We start from the raw sequence: 17,323 nt of genomic DNA, 5'->3' as shown, positions 1-17,323 counted from the left end.
AGCGATGAGCCTGATCAAGGAAATCGACTACGGCACGCCGATCCGGCTTTCCGAGAAGACGGTGACGCTGACCATCGACGGCCAGAGCGTCACGGTGCCGGCCGGCACCTCGGTGATGGCGGCGGCGATGAGCCTGGGTACCAAGATCCCGAAGCTCTGCGCCACCGACTCGCTCGAAGCCTTCGGCTCCTGCAGGCTCTGCCTTGTCGAGATCGAGGGAAGGCGCGGCACGCCCGCCTCCTGCACGACGCCGGCCGAAGACGGAATGATCGTGCGCACCCAGTCGGAGAACCTGTCGGGCCTGCGTAAGGGCGTGATGGAGCTCTACATCTCCGACCACCCGCTGGACTGCCTGACCTGCTCCGCCAATGGCGATTGCGAATTGCAGGACATGGCCGGCGCTGTCGGCTTGCGCGAAGTACGCTACGGCTATGAGGGCGAGAACCATGTTTTCGCAGAGGGTAAGGACGGTGCGGTCAACGAGAACTGGCTCGCGAAGGACACCTCCAACCCCTACTTCACCTATGATCCGTCGAAATGCATCGTCTGCAATCGCTGCGTGCGGGCCTGCGAGGAGGTGCAGGGCACCTTCGCACTGACGATCACCGGCCGCGGCTTCGACTCGCGCGTCGCCGCGGGCCCGACCGATTTCCTCGGCTCCGAATGCGTCTCCTGCGGCGCCTGCGTGCAGGCCTGCCCGACTGCGACGCTGATGGAGAACAAGGTCATCGAATACGGCCAGCCCGAGCATTCCGTGGTCACGACCTGCGCCTATTGCGGCGTCGGCTGCTCGTTCAAGGCCGAGATGCAGGGCGACCGCGTCATCCGCATGGTGCCCTACAAGGACGGCAAGGCGAATGAGGGCCATAGCTGCGTCAAGGGCCGCTTCGCCTGGGGCTACGCCACCCATACCGACCGCATGACCAAGCCGATGATCCGGGCGAAGATCACGGATCCCTGGCGCGAGGTCTCGTGGGAGGAGGCGATCAACTACGCCGCCTCCGAGTTCAAGCGCATCCAGGCGAGATACGGCCGTGAATCGGTCGGCGCCATCACCTCGTCGCGCTGCACCAACGAGGAGGTCTTCCTCGTCCAGAAGCTGGTGCGCGCCGCCTTCCGCAACAACAATGTCGATACCTGCGCCCGCGTCTGCCATTCGCCGACCGGCTATGGCCTGAGGACGACGCTCGGCACCTCGGCCGGCACGCAGGATTTCAAGTCGGTCGCCAAATCCGACGTCATCCTCGTCATCGGCGCCAACCCGACCGACGGCCACCCGGTCTTCGCCTCGCGGATGAAGAAGCGCATCCGCCAGGGCGCAAGGCTGATCGTGGCCGATCCGCGCCGGATCGACATGGTGCAGTCGCCGCACGTCAAGGCGGACTATCATCTGCCGCTGAAGCCCGGCACGAACGTCGCGCTGCTCAACGCGCTCAGCCATGTCGTGGTCACCGAAGGGCTGATCGACGAGGCCTATGTCCGCGAGCGCTGCGATCTCGGCGATTTCGAGCACTGGGCCCGCTTCGTGGCCCGCGAGGAGAACTCGCCCGAGGCGAGCGAGCAGTACACCGGCGTGCCGGCGGGCGATGTCCGCGCCGCGGCGCGGCTCTATGCGACGGGCGGCAACGGCGCGATCTATTACGGGCTCGGCGTCACCGAGCACAGCCAGGGCTCGACCACCGTGATGGCGATGGCCAACCTCGCCATGGCGACCGGCAATATCGGCCGCGACGGCGTCGGCATCAATCCGCTGCGCGGGCAGAACAATGTGCAGGGCTCCTGCGACATGGGTTCCTTCCCGCACGAGTTCTCGGGCTACCGCCACGTCTCGGACGACGCCACAAGGCAGGTCTTCGAAATGATGTGGGGCGTGCCGCTCGATGCCGAGCAGGGCCTGCGCATCCCCAACATGCTGGACGAGGCGGTCGAGGGCACGTTCAAGGGCCTCTATGTCCAGGGCGAGGACATCGCCCAGTCCGACCCCAACACCAAGCACGTCACGGCGGGGCTGGCCGCGATGGAATGCGTCGTCATCCAGGACATCTTCCTGAACGAGACGGCGAAATACGCCCATGTCTTCCTGCCGGGCGCCTCCTTCCTGGAGAAGGACGGCACCTTCACCAATGCCGAGCGGCGCATCAACCGCGTCCGGCAGGTGATGGCGCCGCTCCCCGGCAAGGACGAGTGGCAGGTCACGATCGATCTGGCGCGGGCTCTCGGCTACGAGATGTCCTACGCCCATCCCGGCGAGATCATGGACGAGATCGCGCGGCTCACACCGAGCTTCGCCGGCGTCTCCTACGACAAGCTGGAGAAGCTCGGCTCGGTGCAGTGGCCCTGCAACGAAAAGGCGCCGACCGGCACGCCCCTGATGCATGTCGACCGCTTCGTGCGCGGCAAGGGCAAGTTCATGATCACCGAGTTCGTGCCGACAGAGGAACGGACCGGGCCGCGTTTCCCGCTGCTGCTCACCACCGGCCGCATCCTGTCGCAATACAACGTCGGCGCGCAGACGCGGCGCACCGAGAACGGCGCCTGGCATGACGAGGACGTGCTGGAGATCCACGCCTTCGACGCCGAAAGCCGCGGCATCCGCGACGGCGATCTCGTCGCGCTTGCCAGCCGCTCGGGCGACATCGCGCTCAGGGCCGTGATCTCCGAGCGCATGCAGCCGGGTGTCGTCTACACCACCTTCCACCACGCCAAGACCGGCGCCAACGTCATCACCACCGACTTCTCGGACTGGGCGACAAACTGCCCGGAATACAAGGTCACCGCCGTCGAGGTCCGGCGCACCAATGCCTGGTCCGCCTGGCAGGAGAAGAATTTCGAGGAAGACGTGACCCTGCGGCGGATCGCGGAGCGCCTGCCCGATGCCGCGGAATAACGCGCCCGCCCAGCCGCCGGCCTCGGCCGCCGTCGCGGCACAGCCGCTGCGCTTCGGCGCGGCGCGCGAGGGCGGCCGCGAGATCGAGGTCGCGGTCGAAACGCCGGTCAACATCGTCTACGGCAACATGCCCTATGCGGTGATGATGGCGAGCCCGTCCGACCTGGAGGACTTCGTCACCGGCTTCAGCCTGACCGAAGGCATCGTGCGCGGCGCCGACGAAATCCGCACTATTGCCGTCGAGCCGAAGGACGAGGGCGTCATCGTCACCGTCACGCTCGCGCCCGGCCGCTTCCGCGAGCATCTGGCGCGCCGGCGCAATCTGTCGGGCCGGACCTCCTGCGGGCTCTGCGGCGTCGAGACGATCGAAGAGATCCCGCTCGCCGATGCCGCCACGCGGGCTTCCCGTGCCGTTGCCGCCTCGGCGATCGAAACGGCGCTTGCCGCGCTCGACAAGCATCAGCCGCTCAACCAACTCACCCGCGCCGTCCATGCCGCCGCCTGGTGCGATGCAGCCGGCACCGTCCTCGCGGTGCGCGAGGATGTCGGCCGGCACAATGCGCTCGACAAGCTGATCGGTGCGCGGCTGCGCGCCGGAGTTGATGCCAACGACGGCTTCCTGCTCGTCACCAGCCGCGCCTCCTTCGAGATGGTCGAGAAGGCGGCGATCTTCGGCGCCGGCACGCTGGTCGCGATCTCGGCGCCGACCTCGCTCGCGATCGAGCGGGCGAAGCATCTCGGCCTGACGCTCGCCGCCGTGGCGCGGCGCGACGGCTGCATCGTCTTCGCCGGCGCGCTCGCGCCCGAGCCGGAGACCATCGCCCGATGACGGAGGCTACGCTGACCGACGGGCACGACGCGGCCGATCATCACGAGGACAACGTCGCGAAGCTCCAGCGCATGGCCGGGCAGATCGCCGATTTCTTCAAGGTCTATCCGGAGGAGGAGGCTGCCGCCTCCGTCGCCGATCACATCAACCAGTTCTGGACGGCGCGGATGCGCGGGGATTTCCTCGCCGCCTTCGCCGCACGTCCGGAGGACCTCCCGCCCCTTCTGCGGCGCGTGCTGCCGCGGATCAAGCCGGGGCGCGGCGGTTAGCAGGCCAGGCGCCGCCTTAGGGCGGCGCGGAGATTGCAACGAGCCGGGAACCTACCCGGCCCGACAGCGAAGCTTTGGGGAAAGGAAACGGGGAATGAGCATCGCACAGGATATCGGTCAGGTCGGGGGCGGCGTCGGCCTGCTCGACCGTGAACGGACCATCGCCAAACCGGGCTTCAACCGCTGGCTCGTGCCGCCGGCGGCCTTGTGCATCCATCTGTGCATCGGCATGGCCTATGGCTTCTCGGTGTTCTGGCTGCCGCTGAGCCAGGCGATCGGCATCACCAAGCCGGTGGCCTGCGCGGCGGATGTCGGCCTGATCGGCTCGCTGTTCACCACGGCCTGCGACTGGAAGGTCGCCGATCTCGGCTGGATGTACACGCTGTTCTTCGTCTTCCTCGGCTCCTCCGCGGCGATCTGGGGTGGCTGGCTCGAGCGCGTCGGCCCGCGCAAGGCGGCCTTCGTCTCGACTTTGTGCTGGTGCGGCGGCCTGCTGATCTCGGCGCTCGGCGTCTACTGGCACCAGCTCTGGCTGATGTGGCTGGGCTCCGGCGTGATCGGCGGCATCGGACTCGGGCTGGGCTACATCTCGCCGGTCTCGACGCTGGTGAAGTGGTTCCCGGACCGTCGCGGCATGGCCACGGGCATGGCGATCATGGGCTTCGGCGGCGGCGCGATGATCGGCTCCCCGCTCGCCGACATGCTGATGAACACCTTCAAGACCCCGGCCTCCGTCGGCGTCTGGCAGACCTTCGTCGCCATGGCCGCGATCTACTTCGTCTTCATGATGGCCGGCACCTTCGGCTACCGCGTGCCGCCGGCCAACTGGCGCCCCGACGGCTGGACCCCGCCGGCGACCCAGAACGCCATGATCACGTCGGGCCATGTCCATCTCCAGAACGCGCACAAGACCAAGCAGTTCTGGCTGATCTGGGCGGTGCTCTGCCTCAACGTCTCCGCCGGCATCGGCGTGCTCGGCATGGCCTCGCCGATGCTGCAGGAGATCTTCGCGGGCTCCCTGATCGGCAAGCCCGAGATCGGTTTCTCCGCCCTCGACGCCGGGCAGAAGACGCAGATCGCCACCATCGCGGCGGCCTTCGTCGGCCTGCTCTCGCTGTTCAACATCGTCGGCCGCTTCTTCTGGGCCTCGCTGTCGGACAAGCTCGGCCGCAAGCTGACCTACGCGACCTTCTTCGGGCTCGGCATCCTGCTCTACGCGCTCTCGCCCTGGGCGGCGCATGCCGGGTCGCTGGCGCTGTTCGTCGGCTTCTTCTGCATCATCCTGTCGATGTATGGTGGCGGCTTTGCGACCGTGCCGGCCTATCTCGCCGACATGTTCGGCACGCAGTTCGTCGGCGCCATCCATGGCCGCCTGCTGACCGCGTGGTCGACCGCCGGCATCATCGGCCCTGTCGTGGTGAACTACATCCGCGAGGCGCAGATCAATGCCGGCGTGCCGCGCGCGCAGGTCTATGACCGCACCATGTACATCCTCGCGGGCATGCTGGTGCTGGGCTTCCTCTGCAACCTGCTGGTCCGGCCGGTCGCCACGAAGTGGTTCATGAAGGATGCCGAGGTCGCCGCCCTGCAGGCGCGGTCGGCCAATGCCAGCGCGACGACCCATTACGGTTCGCACGGCATCGGCAAGGGCGGGCTCAACGGCGGCGCCCTGCTCGCCTGGGCGGTGGTCGGCCTGCCGATCGCCTGGGGCGTCTGGATCACGCTGTCGAAGTCGCTGGCGCTGTTCCGCTGAGCACAGCGACACTGGACCGTGTTGATTTTACACGACCCCCCCGCGTCATCCCGGACAATCCGCGCAGCGGCGCTGATCCGGGATCCATCGTAGAGCTCCGCGGCCCGTCGTCATCCCGGGGGAAGCCCGGKATGACGACGTGGTTCCGAGAAAAATCAGCACGCTCCAATCTATACTGGGGCCCGCATCGAGCGATCGGTGCGGGCTTTCTCCATGGCCGCAAAGCGTTCGGCCTTGGGGAGACCGCGCCTATTTCAGCGACAAGGCTACCGATCCGGCGATCGGGTCGGTGACGCCGAGGCCGCCTCCCAAATCATCGAGCGTCTGACGGAAGCTGTTGAGCGTGGCGATCATCTGCGGACGGGCCTCCGCCAGCGCCTCGACGCTCTCCCATTCGGCGATAATGCAGTAGCGCCCATCTCCGGCCCCAATGATGTTCGCATGCCGCAGGCCCGGCCAGTCCGCGGCGACATTGCGATGAGCATCGAGAAAGGCGGTCTCCATCCCCGGCTTTACCTTGAAGCGAACGGCATTGAATGCGGTCATGGCAGCCTCCAGCGTTCGGGACCATGACCTTACGGCAATCCAGCCTGCTTGTCCTCCTGACTAGCGGGCACCGGTGAACCCGACTCGCCTTGGGCCGTTGTGAAAGGGTAGCGTTCCAAGCGCAGCATACCCATCCGAACCAGAACAGGAGACGGCGTCATGGCGATCAACAAGACAGGCTCGGCCCATTGGGAAGGTGGCATCAAGGATGGCAAGGGCTCGATCTCGACCGAGACCGGCGCGCTCAGCGCCTATCCTTACGGCTTTTCCAGCCGCTTCGAGGGCAAGCCCGGCAGCAACCCCGAGGAGCTGATCGGCGCTGCACATGCCGCCTGCTTCACCATGGCGCTCTCGCTGATCCTGGGCGAGGCCAATCTCAAGGCCGACGCGCTCGACACCACGGCGCGGGTGACGCTCGACAAGCTCGATGACGGCTATGCCATCACCGCGATCCATCTAACGCTGAAGGCCAAGGTGCCCGGCACCGATCAGGCGACCTTCCAGTCGCTGGCCGACAAGGCCAAGGCCGGCTGCCCGGTCTCGAAGCTGTTCAAGGCGCCGATCACGCTCGAAGCGACGCTGGTGGGCTAAAGCTCGCGAACCACCACGTCATGCTCGCCCTTGTGGCGAGCATCCACGTCTTGAACACCGTCCTCGTCGAATGAAGACGTGGATGGTCGGGACAAGCCCGACCATGACGGGAATGTCGTGTTCATGGGCTCCCTGGCTCATTGCTGCGCAATGTCCCCAGAATGTCGCCTCACGCCTCAGGCGAAGTGGCAGGACACCTCGACACCGCCGATCGGCCGCAGTTCCGGCGGCTCGATGCGGCAGCGATCGGCGGCGAGCGAGCAGCGCGGGTTGAAGCTGCAGCCCGGCGGCGGGTTGATCGGGCTGGGCACTTCGCCGGACATCGGCCGACGCTCCCGGTTCGGCCGCTCGACATCGGGAATCGTGTCGAGCAGCAGCCGCGTATAGGGGTGGCGCGGCCGGGTGAAGACCTCCTCGGCCGGCCCCGCCTCGACGAAACGCCCGAGATACATGATGGCGAGATCGTCCGACATGTGGCGGACGACCGAGAGGTTGTGGCTGATGAAGAGATAGGTCAGCCCGAATTCCTTCTGGAGCCGGACCATCAGGTTGAGAATCTGGGCCTGCACGGAGACGTCCAGCGCCGAGGTCGGCTCGTCGCAGACGAGGAAGTCGGCCTCGGTCGCGAGCGCTCGCGCGATCGAGATGCGCTGGCGCTGGCCGCCGGAGAAGGCGTGCGGGTATCGGCTCGCATCGGTGCGCGAGAGGCCGACGACCTCCAGAAGGTCTCCGACGCGCTGCTGCGTGCTCTCGGTGTCCGACCGCAGCTTCAATTCGCGGATCGGCTCGGCGATGATGTCGCCGACGCGCCAGCGCGGATTGAGCGAGGCATAGGGGTCCTGGAAGATCATCTGCACGCGCGGCGGGCCGAACGACCCATCGGCGCGGCGGATGTCGCGGAAATCGAGCATGCCCTGGGTCGGCCGCTGCAGGCCCACGACCATGCGCGCCAAAGTCGATTTCCCGCAGCCGGATTCGCCGACGATGCTGAAGGTGGTGCCGCGCTTGACCGTGAAGGAGACATTCTCGACCGCGCGCAGGATGCGGCGGGGCTCCTTGGAGAACAGGCGTGACAGCGCCGGCGCCGAAACGTCGAAGCGGCAGGAGGCGGAGGCGACATCGAGGATGATGTCGCCGCCGGGCGCCGTATCGATCATGGCCGGCTGCGGCATGGCCTCACCCTGCGTGAGCGTCGTCACGGTATCACGCATGCACGGCCTCCTTCAGCGGGAAATGGCAGGCGGCGGCGTGGCTCGACACCGGCAGCCCGGGCTTGTGATCCCGACAGAACGGCTCGACCCGGCCGCAGCGCGGATTGAAGGCGCAGCCGGAGGGGATCGCGTTGAGGCGCGGCATGGCGCCGTCGATCTGGTTGAGGTGCTCGTGGCGGACGTGGACGCTCGGGATCGAGGCCATCAGCCCGGCGGTGTAGGGATGGTGCGGCCGGCGCGTCACTTCTTCGACCGGGCCGATCTCGACGACGCGGCCGGCATACATCACCGCGACGCGATCGGCCGTCTCCGCGATGACGCCCATGTCGTGCGTGACCAGCATGATCGCCGTGCCGTGCTCGCGGCAGAGCCGCTTCAGCAAGGTGGTGATCTGCGCCTGAATGGAGACGTCGAGCGCGGTCGTGGGCTCGTCGGCGATGATCAGCGAGGGCTCGGCGCAGAGCGCGAGCGCTATGACGACGCGCTGGCGCATGCCGCCCGAGAACTGATGCGGGTAGCTGTCGATGCGCGACTCGGCCGCGGGGATGCCGACCTCCTTCAACAGGTCGAGCGCACGCTTGCGCGCCTCCGCCCTGCTCACCGGCAGATGGGTCAGGATCGTCTCGACGATCTGGTCGCCGACCTTGAGCAGCGGATGCAGAGAGGTCAGCGGGTCCTGGAAGATCGCGCCGATGCGCCGGCCGCGCAGCCTGCGCATCGCCTCGGCCGGCAGGTTGTCGATGCGTTGTCCGGAGAGGTGGATCTCGCCGCCGGCAATGCGGCCCGGCGGATCGAGCAGGCCGATCACTGCCGTGCCGGTCAGCGACTTGCCGGCGCCGGACTCGCCGACCACGCCGAGGATCTCGCCCGGCGCGATGTCGAAGGAGACGCCGTCCAGCGCCGTCAACGCGCCGTGGCGGCCGTCGAAGACGATGCGCAGATCACGCACCGACAGAAGAGGCGCTGCGGCGGGAGCGGTCATGCAAGGACCTCGCTGCGTTCGATCGCGTAGCTCGACGAGAAGATTTCGCTCATCGGCGGGTGGCCCAGGGTGCGCTCGGGATAGCGCGCCATCACGCCCTCGAACTGCTTCTGGGCACGGGCGTTGTCGGCCGCCTCGTCCTGCGCCGGGATGGTCCGGTTTTCCATGACGAAGCGCCCATCGATCACCACCGTGGAGAAGTCGCGGCCATGGCCGGTCAGCATCATCGTCTGGATGGGATCGATGACCTGCCCGCTATGCGGCCGGTCGAGATCGAAGACAGTGATGTCGGCGCGCGCGCCGGGCTGGAGGCGGCCGAGATCGGGCCTCTGCAACGCGTCGGCGCCGCCGGTGGTCGCGGCGTCGTAATAATCCTCGGAGCGGACGGCGGCGACATTGCCGGCCATGGTGCGGGCGAGGATCATGCCGGTCTGCAGGTTCATCACCATGTCGGGCGGGCTCGTATCCGTGCCCATGGCGATATTGAGCCCCATGGCGCGGTAGCGGCCGAAATGATCGATGGCATTGCCGTGCCGCCCGGAGACCAGCGGGCAATGGACGATGCTCGCGCCGGAATCGCGGATGATATCGAGGTCGCGGCCTGGCCGGTCGATCAGCCGGCTACCGGAGACGACAGTGCCGTGTGGCAACAGGCAGCGCTCGTTGAGGAAGCCGAGGCTCTCCAGCCATTCCGGCGGGCTCATGCCGTGCTGGGCGAGGACAAGGTCGTATTCGATCTTCGACTGGCAGCAATGCAGCCGAACGGGAACGTCGAGCTCGCGCGAGGCCGCCGCCGTCCGGCGCAGCAGCTCGGCCGTCGAGGTCTCGATGCGATCCGGCGCGAACATCGCGCGGATCAGTCCGCCGGCCACGCCCTCATGGCGCTTGGCGAAGTCGATGGCGGCGTCGAGCTCCGCGAGGCCGCGCGCCTCGTCGTAATAGGTAACGACGCGACCATCGGCCTCGACGAGCTGGTTTCCGGCGCGATAGGCCGGGCCGAGATAGGCGCGCAGGCCGAGATCGGCAGCAGCCTCCGCCGCATCCTCGAATTCCTGCACCGTCTCGCCCCAGGCGCGGTAGAACAGCGAGGCGATCGGCAGCGCCGTGGTGATGCCGTTGCGGATCAGCTGAGAGAAAGCGTAGCGCTTCTGGAAGGCCAGCTCCTCGCGGGAATACATCTCGTAGGGACCGGCATCGAGATAGCTGCGCGGCCAGACGCGGCCCTTCTTCCAGGCCGGCTGGTTGTCATAGGCGAGGATGGTGGTGTCGAGGTCGGAGAGCGCGTCGCAATCGACGAAGCCCGGCCCGATCAGCGCATTGCCGTAGTCGATGCGTATGGCGACCTCGCCCGGGAAGCCGTGGCCTACGAAGACGATCTCACCGTTCTCGAAGACGACCTCGCCGTCTTCGTAAAGCCGGTGGCGGCCGTCCTTGTGACCGACGACCCAGCGCGCGGTCATCAGGATGCGGCCCTCGGGCCGCCTGGCTGCCTGCAGGCTCACGGAGCGGTCCTCACCGAGACGCCGTCGCGTGCGACGATCCGGCCGCGCTTGACCACGCGGCGCTTGGGCGAGCGGGTGACGATCAGCTCCGCCAGCGTCTCGCCCGGCATGACAACGAAATCAGCCGCCTTGCCTTCGGCGAGCCCATAATCGGCGATCTCCATCACCTTGGCGCCTTCGGTGGTGCAGACGTCCAGGCCGAGCTTGAGCTCGTCATCGCGGCGGAAATTGTTGCGCAGGCCGATAAACATGGCGCGCTCGACCATGTCGGCATTGCCGTAGGGGCCCCAGGTGTCGCGGATGCCATCGGAACCCGAGCAGACGCGCACGCCGGCCTCCAGCAGCTTCTTGACCGGGGGCGCCGCGCTGCGCGACGGAGCCGTCGTCATGATCGCGATGTCGAGTTCGGCGAGTTGCGCGATCAGCGGGTCGACCAGCGCCGCATCGGGCGATCCCAGGCAGAAGGCGTGGCTGATCGTGACCTTGCCGTTCATGCCGAGCGCGCGGGTGCGCTCGATGATCAGGTCCATCGAGAAGGCGCCCATCTCGCCGGGCTCGTGCAGGTGGATGTCGAGCGGCTTGCCGTAGCTCTGGCAGAGCGCGAAGACCGCATCGAGATGGCCCTTCGGGTCGCGGTCGATGCCGCAAGGGTCGAGCCCGCCGACGATCTCGCAGCCCGCCTTCATCGCCTGGTCCATCAGCTCCAGCGTGCCGGGGCGGCGCAGCAGGCCGGATTGCGGGAAGGCGACCAGCTCGATGTCGACGATGTCTCGGTAGGCATCGCGGGTCTGCATCACGCCCTCGACGCCCCAGAGCCCGAGATCGGTATCGACATCGACATGGCTGCGGATATGGGTCGTGCCCATCAGGGAGGATTGGATGGTCTGGCGCGCCGACTGGCGGGTCGGATCGATGTCGAGGCGCTTCTTGTTCAGGCGCTCGTTGTCGATCTTGTCGAGCAGCTTCGGGCCGACCTCATTGACGTACCAGGGCTGGCCCCAGAGGCTCTTGTCGAGATGGGTATGCGCCTCGACGAGGCCGGGGATGACGATCTCGCCGCGTCCGTCCTCCACCGCGACGCCGGCGGGGGCTGTCAGGTTTGCTCCGACCCGAGCGATCTTGCCGTTTTCGATCAGCATATCGGTGGCGGGGCCGGCATGGGGACGGACATTGCGCAGCAGCAGGGAGGCGGTCATCGCAGGCGTTTCCTCGTGATCTCGTTCTTTGGCTGTGGGCACACGCCGTCATTCCGGGGCGCTGCGCAGCAGCGAGCCCGGAACCCATGAACACAGGTGGCCTTTGTTGGGGCACGACGATTCGCGCGCCTCTTTGAGCAACTCCGGTGTTCATGGGTTCCGGGCTCAGGCCTGCGGCCTGCCCCGGAATGACGGCGTGGTTCGAGAGCGGGCATCATCACCGCAGCTTCGGGTTCAGCGCGTCGCGCAGCCAGTCTCCGAGCAGGTTGACCGAGAGCACGATCAGCCCGAGCTGCAGCGAGGGGAAGACGACGAGCCACCAGGAGCCGGAGAACAGGTACTGGTTGCCGATGCGGATCAGCGTGCCCAGCGAAGGCTGGGTGATCGGCATGCCGACGCCGAGGAAGGACAGCGTCGCCTCAGAGAGGATGGCGAGGCCGAGATTGAGCGTGGCCGAGACCAGCACCGGCGTCATCGTGTTGGGGAGGATGTGGCGGCCCATGATGCGGGTGGCGGGCACGCGGATGATCCGGGCGGCCAGCACATATTCCTTGCGGCGCTCGACCATGGTGAGCGCGCGCACGGTGCGGGCGTACTGCACCCAGCTCGTCAGCGCGATCGAGAGCACGAGCACCACGGCGGCGAAGGGCTCGCGCAGGGCCGGCGGCAGCATCTCGCGGAAGATCGCGGAGACCAGGATCGCCATCAGCAGCGTCGGGATCGAGAGCACGGTGTCGCCGAGGCGCATCAGCAGGTTGTCGACGCGCCCGCCATAGAAGCCGGCGCAAAGCCCGATCGAGACGCCGACCAGCATCGACACGACGACGGCGGAGAAGCCGATGATCAGCGAGATGCGCGAGCCGTAGAGGATGGCGGAGAGCACGTCGCGGCCCTGCGGATCGGTGCCGAGCAGGAAGGGCCACTCGCCGCCCTCCTGCCAGATCGGCGGGATTTCGGCCTTATCGATGAAGATCTGCGTGAGGTCGTAGGGATTCTGCGGCGCGATCAGCGGTGCGAAGAGCGCGCTCAGCACCAGCAGCGCCAGCACCAGCGCCGAGAGCCAGGCGACCGGGGTGTGGCAGAAGCTCCAGCCGATGTCGCTGTCGAGGAAACGGCGCAGGCGGCCGGGTTTCTTGACGATGTCAGCGGGCCGGGTCTTCTCAACGAGCATTGACGCCTCCCGTGAGCGCGTCCTCGCGCAGGCGCGGATCGACCCAGGCATAGGTCAGGTCGACCAGCGTGTTGAGCGTGACGAAGATGAAGGAGACGACGATCAGATAGGCCGCCATCACCGGGATATCGACGAAGGTCACGGCCTGGACGAAGAGCATGCCCATGCCCGGCCACTGGAACACGGTCTCGGTCACCAGCGCGAAGGCGATGAGGTTGCCGATCTGAAGGCCGGTGACGGTGATGACCGGCATCAGGCAGTTGCGCAGCGCGTGGCCGAAATGGACGGCGCGGGACGGCAGGCCACGGGCGCGGGCGAAGCGGATGAAATCGGTGCGCATCGTCTCCAGCATCTCGGCGCGCACGAGGCGCATCACCAGCGTGATCTGGAAGAGCGAGAGCGTGATGCCGGGCAGGACCAGCGCCTTGCGACCGGACGATGTGAGGAAGCCGGTGCTCCACCAGCCGAGTTGGACGACCTCGCCGCGCCCGAAGGCGGGTAGCCATTGCAGCGAGACCGAGAAGACGAGGATGAAGAGGATGCCGAGCGCGAAGCTCGGCAAGGAGACGCCGAGCACCGAGATGAACTGCAGTGCCTTGGCAAGCCAGCTGTCGCGTCGGATCGCGGTGTAGACGCCGAGCGGGATGCCGATGGCGAGCGAGAGGAAGGTCGCGACCAGCACGAGCTCGAAGGTCGCCGGGAAGCGTTCCGAGATCAGCGTGAAGACGTCCTGCTGGTTGCGGTAGGAAATGCCGAAATCGCCCCGCGCCGCGTTGCCGACGAAGGTCGCGAACTGCATCACGAAGCCTTTGTCGAGCCCGAGCCGGGTCCGCAGCTCGTCGCGCTGCTGCTGGCTCGCCTGCTCGTTCAGCATCAGCTCGACGGGATCGCCGACGAAGCGGAAGATCAGGAAGGCGAGGAAGGCCACCGCCAGCATGACGCCGGCGGCGTTGAGCAGTCGCTTGAAGAGGAAGGCCGGCATCGGGTGGGCTCCTGTTCCCCTGCCGTCATTCCCGGGCTTCGCAAAGCGAAGACCCGGGAATCTCAGGACGAGAGGGCGCTGGTTTCCGAGATGGCCGGGTCAAGCCCAGCCATGACGTCGCCGCCGCCTCACTTCATCATGGTCAGCCAAAGCCGCGGCTTGTTGTCCGAGGCCTGCACGGTCGAGGCGACGGTGGAGCGCATCGCCCAGGCCATCGGCTGCTGGTGCAACGGGATGAAGAGATGCTCGGCCTTGGCGATCTTGAGCGCCTCCTTCATCATCGGGATGCGCTTGGCGTCGTCGAGCTCGACGCCGGCCTTGTCGATCAGCGCGTCGATGCGCGGATCGCCCCAGTTGCCCCAGTTGAAGACGCCGCCGGTGCCGCTCTTCGAGCGCATCACCTGCACGAGCAGCGAATAGGCGTCGATCATCGGCTCGTTCGCCCAGCCGAAGGAGATCACGTCGAACTCGCCCTTCACGCGCTTGGGCGCCTGCTGGCTGCGCGGCGCCATGCTGAGATTGGGCTTGAGGCCGGCGCGCGACCACATCGAGGCGACCGCCTGGCAGAACTCCTCCTCGTTGACGAGGGAGTCGCTCTGGCAGTTCATCTGGAAGGAGAAGCCGTTGGGGTAGCCGGCATCGGCCAGGAGCTTCTTGGCGCCGTTCAGGTCGAAGGGCAGCCGGTCGTCCTGCGAGAGCTCATAGCCGGGGATGGCGGGAGCGACGAGCGCGCCGGTGTTGCGCGAGAGGCCGCGCATCGCCCGCTTCTGGACCGCGTCGATGTCGATGGCGCGATAGAGTGCTTCGCGCACCTTGATGTCCTTGAAGGGGTTCTTGTCCTTCATGTCGCTCTCGAAGAGCTTGTCGGTCAGGTTGAAGGCGAAGAAGACCGAGCGCAGTTCGTTGGTCTGCAGCACCTTGACGTCCGGCGAGGCGGAGAGGCGCGGCAGGTCCTGCAGCGGGGCGACGTTGGTGAAGTCGATCTCGCCGGAAAGCAGCGCCGCGACCCGCGTCGAGGACGAGGTGATCGGCGTGAATTCGATCTTGTCGATGTTGTGCTGCGGCTTGTCCCACCAGCTCGGGTTCTTGGCGAAGACGGTCTTGGAATCGGCGCGGCGGCTTTCGACGAAGAACGGCCCGGTGCCGTTGGCGTTGTCGGTGGCGTAGCCCTTCACGCCCTTGCCGGAATCGGTGGGGAGCAGCGAGTTGTTGGCCTCCATCCACTCCTTGTCGAAGATGAAGATGTTGGTGAGGTCGTTGAGCAGCAGCGGATAGGGGCCGTTGACCTCGATCTCGACGGTATAGTCGTCGATCTTCTTCGAGGATTTATAGGCCGGCAGGTTGCCCTTGAGCGGCGAGTCCGCATGGGTGACGCGGGCCAGCGAGGCGATCACGTCATCGGCGGTGAACGGGTTGCCGTTGTGGAACTTGACGCCCTGGCGCAGTTTGAAGCGCCAGACGGTCGGCGACACCGTCTCCCATGATTCCGCCAGCGCCGGCTCGATCTTGAGGTCGCCGGTATAGCGCACCAGCCCCTCATAGACGTGGTTCAGCACCGACAGGGTGAAGGTCTCGCCGAAGGAATAGGGGTCGAGCGAGGCGATCTCGCGCGCCGCGCCCCATTTGAGCGTCTTCGCCTCGGCGGAACCCACCAGGGCAAAGGCGGCAACGGCCGCCAGCAACCAGGCCTTCTTCATCCAACTCTCCCCTTTTTGTTGACGGCCCGCCGCAGCACGCGGCCGGACCTCGATCGTCATCTGCCGCCTCTTTAGGCACCGTGGCGTTTTGATCGCCATCTCGTGTGCGATTAGTAATCAAACTTGCATACGATATGAAGATCGTATTGTATGCGATTATTGAGCACAAGCGGAAACTGGATCGGAGCCCGCGATCGTGACATTGACGCTCCCGCAAACTGTCAGATCAGGACGAGGGAAGGCCGATATGGGCGAGCGTCGCACGCCGGTTCTGCGGGCCGAATCCGTATACAGGGCGCTCCGGCGCGCCATCATCGAGCAAGCGTTGAAGCCGGGCATCAAGCTGCCGGAGGATTCGATCGGCGAGCAGCTCGGCGTCAGCCGCACGCTGGTGCGCGAAGCCTTCGGGCGCCTTGCCGTCGAAGGGCTGGTCGAGCTGAAGCCCAATCGCGGCGCCTCCGTCGCCTATCCGACTCTGGAGGAAGCGCGCGACGTCTTCGAGGTCCGGCGCGGGCTGGAGCGGCTCGTGGCGGAGAACCTCGCCGGGCGCCTGACGGCGGCCCAGGCGGCCGAGCTCGAAGCCCATGTCGAGCAGGAAGAGAAGGCGCATGAGCAGGACGGGCCGGAATCGATCCGCCTTTCCGGCGAGTTCCACATCAAGCTCGCGATGATGACCGGCAACGCGCTGCTGCTGCGCTATGTCCAGGAAGCGTCGTCGCGCTGCTCGCTGATCCTGGCGATCTATGGGCGTCCCCATTCCAGCGAATGCGCGGTCTCCGAGCATCGCCAGCTCATCGAGGCGCTGCGCTCGGGCGACGCCGCCCGCGCCGCCGATTTGATGGACCACCATCTGCGCGCCGTCGTGACCCGCGCCTTGCTGACCCCGCGCGTCGAGCGGGACATCCGCGACGTGCTCGCCCCCTACGCCCGCAGCGAAGGATTGACCCCATCGTGACCGCCCACCCCACCGGACAGCCGCGCGCCGAAACCGCCCCCGGCATCGTCACCTTCGACTTCGCGGCACTGACCCCGCGCGAGCGCTACAAGCTCCTGATCGGCGCGGTCGTGCCGCGTCCGATCGCGCTGGTGACCACGGTCGACGAGCACGGCACGGTGAATGCCGCGCCGTTCTCCTTCTTCAACTGCCTCTCGGCCGATCCCGCAATCCTGGCTCTCGGCGTCGAGTACCGGCCCAGCGGCGCGCAGAAGGACACCGGCCGCAATGTCCGCCAGACCCTGGCCTTCACCGTGAACATCGTCTCCGACGCGCTGGTCGAAGGCATGAATGTCTGCGCGGTGCCTTTCGAGCCGGGTGCCGACGAGCTGGCGGAAGCCGGACTGACCGCGATGCCCGGCGTCAAGGTGCCCTGCCCCTGGATCGGCCAGGCGCCGGCGGCCTTCGAATGTCGGCATCACACCACGCTCGGCATCGGCAATTCGCGCGAGATCATCCTCGGCGAGGTCGTCTACGCGCATTTCCGCGCCGATACGATCGATCGGCAGAAGCTCTATGTCGATCCCGTCGCGCTCGACGCCGTCGGACGCATGGGCGGCCAGGGCTATGCGACGACGCGCGACTATTTCGACCTACCCACTCTGCCGGTCGAGACCTGGCGCACCGATCCCGGCGCTGCAAACAGGCGCAGCCGACGGAAATCGTAGCGAACACGCCTCGCCTCGCGGCTCTCCGGCAGACACAGCGCAAAG

Annotated in this window: 15 protein-coding genes; 7 read left to right on the top strand and 8 right to left on the bottom strand. The window is 66.8% G+C overall.

All coding sequences use genetic code 11. The annotated features are described in order from the left end of the window. The first annotated feature begins 4 nt into the window (after window positions 1-4). The 4 genes from fdhF to AC1DVA_RS14070 all read left to right on the top strand — a co-directional run bounded on the left by fdhF (window position 5) and on the right by AC1DVA_RS14070 (window position 5,738). The gene (gene fdhF, locus AC1DVA_RS14085; RefSeq protein ID WP_476806246.1) at window positions 5-2,887 is read left to right on the top strand and encodes a formate dehydrogenase subunit alpha; all 2,883 of its coding nucleotides are present in this window, start codon (window positions 5-7) and stop codon (window positions 2,885-2,887) included. Next, window positions 2,874-3,716: a formate dehydrogenase accessory sulfurtransferase FdhD gene (gene fdhD, locus AC1DVA_RS14080; protein WP_476806245.1), complete on the top strand. Its 843-nt coding sequence runs from the start codon at window positions 2,874-2,876 to the stop codon at window positions 3,714-3,716. The genes fdhF and fdhD overlap by 14 nt, the downstream gene beginning before the upstream one ends. Further along, a complete protein-coding gene (locus AC1DVA_RS14075) occupies window positions 3,713-3,985 on the top strand; it encodes a formate dehydrogenase subunit delta (RefSeq protein WP_476806244.1) in 273 nt (90 codons plus the stop codon). Before fdhD ends, AC1DVA_RS14075 begins: the two co-directional genes overlap by 4 nt. A gap of 94 nt (window positions 3,986-4,079) precedes the next feature. Continuing rightward, the gene (locus AC1DVA_RS14070) at window positions 4,080-5,738 is read left to right on the top strand and encodes an OFA family MFS transporter (RefSeq protein WP_476806243.1); all 1,659 of its coding nucleotides are present in this window, start codon (window positions 4,080-4,082) and stop codon (window positions 5,736-5,738) included. A gap of 249 nt (window positions 5,739-5,987) precedes the next feature. On the opposite strand, the gene AC1DVA_RS14065 is transcribed toward AC1DVA_RS14070, so the two are convergent. Next, complete coding sequence (locus AC1DVA_RS14065; protein ID WP_265051645.1) at window positions 5,988-6,284, bottom strand: antibiotic biosynthesis monooxygenase family protein; 297 nt, start codon at window positions 6,282-6,284, stop codon at window positions 5,988-5,990. 159 nt (window positions 6,285-6,443) lie between these two features. Here AC1DVA_RS14065 and AC1DVA_RS14060 point away from each other — a divergent pair, with 159 nt between their 5' ends. Beyond that, window positions 6,444-6,875, top strand: a complete 432-nt coding sequence (locus AC1DVA_RS14060) for an OsmC family protein (protein ID WP_265051644.1) — start codon at window positions 6,444-6,446, stop codon at window positions 6,873-6,875. 176 nt (window positions 6,876-7,051) lie between these two features. Here AC1DVA_RS14060 and AC1DVA_RS14055 read toward each other — a convergent pair whose 3' ends face one another. The 7 genes from AC1DVA_RS14055 to AC1DVA_RS14025 form a co-directional block, all read right to left on the bottom strand. After that, the gene (locus AC1DVA_RS14055) at window positions 7,052-8,032 is read right to left on the bottom strand and encodes an ABC transporter ATP-binding protein (RefSeq protein ID WP_476806323.1); all 981 of its coding nucleotides are present in this window, start codon (window positions 8,030-8,032) and stop codon (window positions 7,052-7,054) included. Window positions 8,033-8,078: 46 nt separating this feature from the next. Continuing rightward, window positions 8,079-9,068 carry an ABC transporter ATP-binding protein gene (locus AC1DVA_RS14050; protein WP_265051643.1) on the bottom strand — a complete coding sequence of 330 codons (990 nt, stop codon included), beginning with the start codon at window positions 9,066-9,068 and terminating at the stop codon, window positions 8,079-8,081. Next, window positions 9,065-10,528 carry an amidohydrolase family protein gene (locus tag AC1DVA_RS14045; RefSeq protein WP_476806322.1) on the bottom strand — a complete coding sequence of 488 codons (1,464 nt, stop codon included), beginning with the start codon at window positions 10,526-10,528 and terminating at the stop codon, window positions 9,065-9,067. Before AC1DVA_RS14045 ends, AC1DVA_RS14050 begins: the two co-directional genes overlap by 4 nt. Before the next feature lie 38 nt (window positions 10,529-10,566). Beyond that, the gene (locus tag AC1DVA_RS14040) at window positions 10,567-11,766 is read right to left on the bottom strand and encodes an amidohydrolase family protein (protein WP_476806242.1); all 1,200 of its coding nucleotides are present in this window, start codon (window positions 11,764-11,766) and stop codon (window positions 10,567-10,569) included. A gap of 217 nt (window positions 11,767-11,983) precedes the next feature. After that, window positions 11,984-12,937: an ABC transporter permease gene (locus tag AC1DVA_RS14035; protein ID WP_265051641.1), complete on the bottom strand. Its 954-nt coding sequence runs from the start codon at window positions 12,935-12,937 to the stop codon at window positions 11,984-11,986. After that, a complete protein-coding gene (locus AC1DVA_RS14030) occupies window positions 12,927-13,919 on the bottom strand; it encodes an ABC transporter permease (RefSeq protein WP_265051640.1) in 993 nt (330 codons plus the stop codon). Before AC1DVA_RS14030 ends, AC1DVA_RS14035 begins: the two co-directional genes overlap by 11 nt. Window positions 13,920-14,047: 128 nt before the next feature. Continuing rightward, window positions 14,048-15,616 carry an ABC transporter substrate-binding protein gene (locus AC1DVA_RS14025; RefSeq protein ID WP_265051639.1) on the bottom strand — a complete coding sequence of 523 codons (1,569 nt, stop codon included), beginning with the start codon at window positions 15,614-15,616 and terminating at the stop codon, window positions 14,048-14,050. Window positions 15,617-15,863: 247 nt separating this feature from the next. Between AC1DVA_RS14025 and AC1DVA_RS14020 the strand changes: the two genes are divergently transcribed. Together AC1DVA_RS14020 and AC1DVA_RS14015 are read left to right on the top strand one after the other, a co-directional pair. After that, window positions 15,864-16,571 (top strand): GntR family transcriptional regulator, encoded by a 708-nt coding sequence (locus tag AC1DVA_RS14020; protein WP_265051638.1) that lies wholly within the window; start codon window positions 15,864-15,866, stop codon window positions 16,569-16,571. Continuing rightward, a complete protein-coding gene (locus AC1DVA_RS14015) occupies window positions 16,568-17,278 on the top strand; it encodes a flavin reductase family protein (protein ID WP_476806241.1) in 711 nt (236 codons plus the stop codon). The genes AC1DVA_RS14020 and AC1DVA_RS14015 overlap by 4 nt, the downstream gene beginning before the upstream one ends. Window positions 17,279-17,323 lie beyond the last annotated feature (45 nt).

The sequence above is a fragment of the Allobosea sp. P4_C6 genome (assembly GCF_056402015.1).
This window is presented reverse-complemented; position numbering and strand designations above follow the sequence as displayed.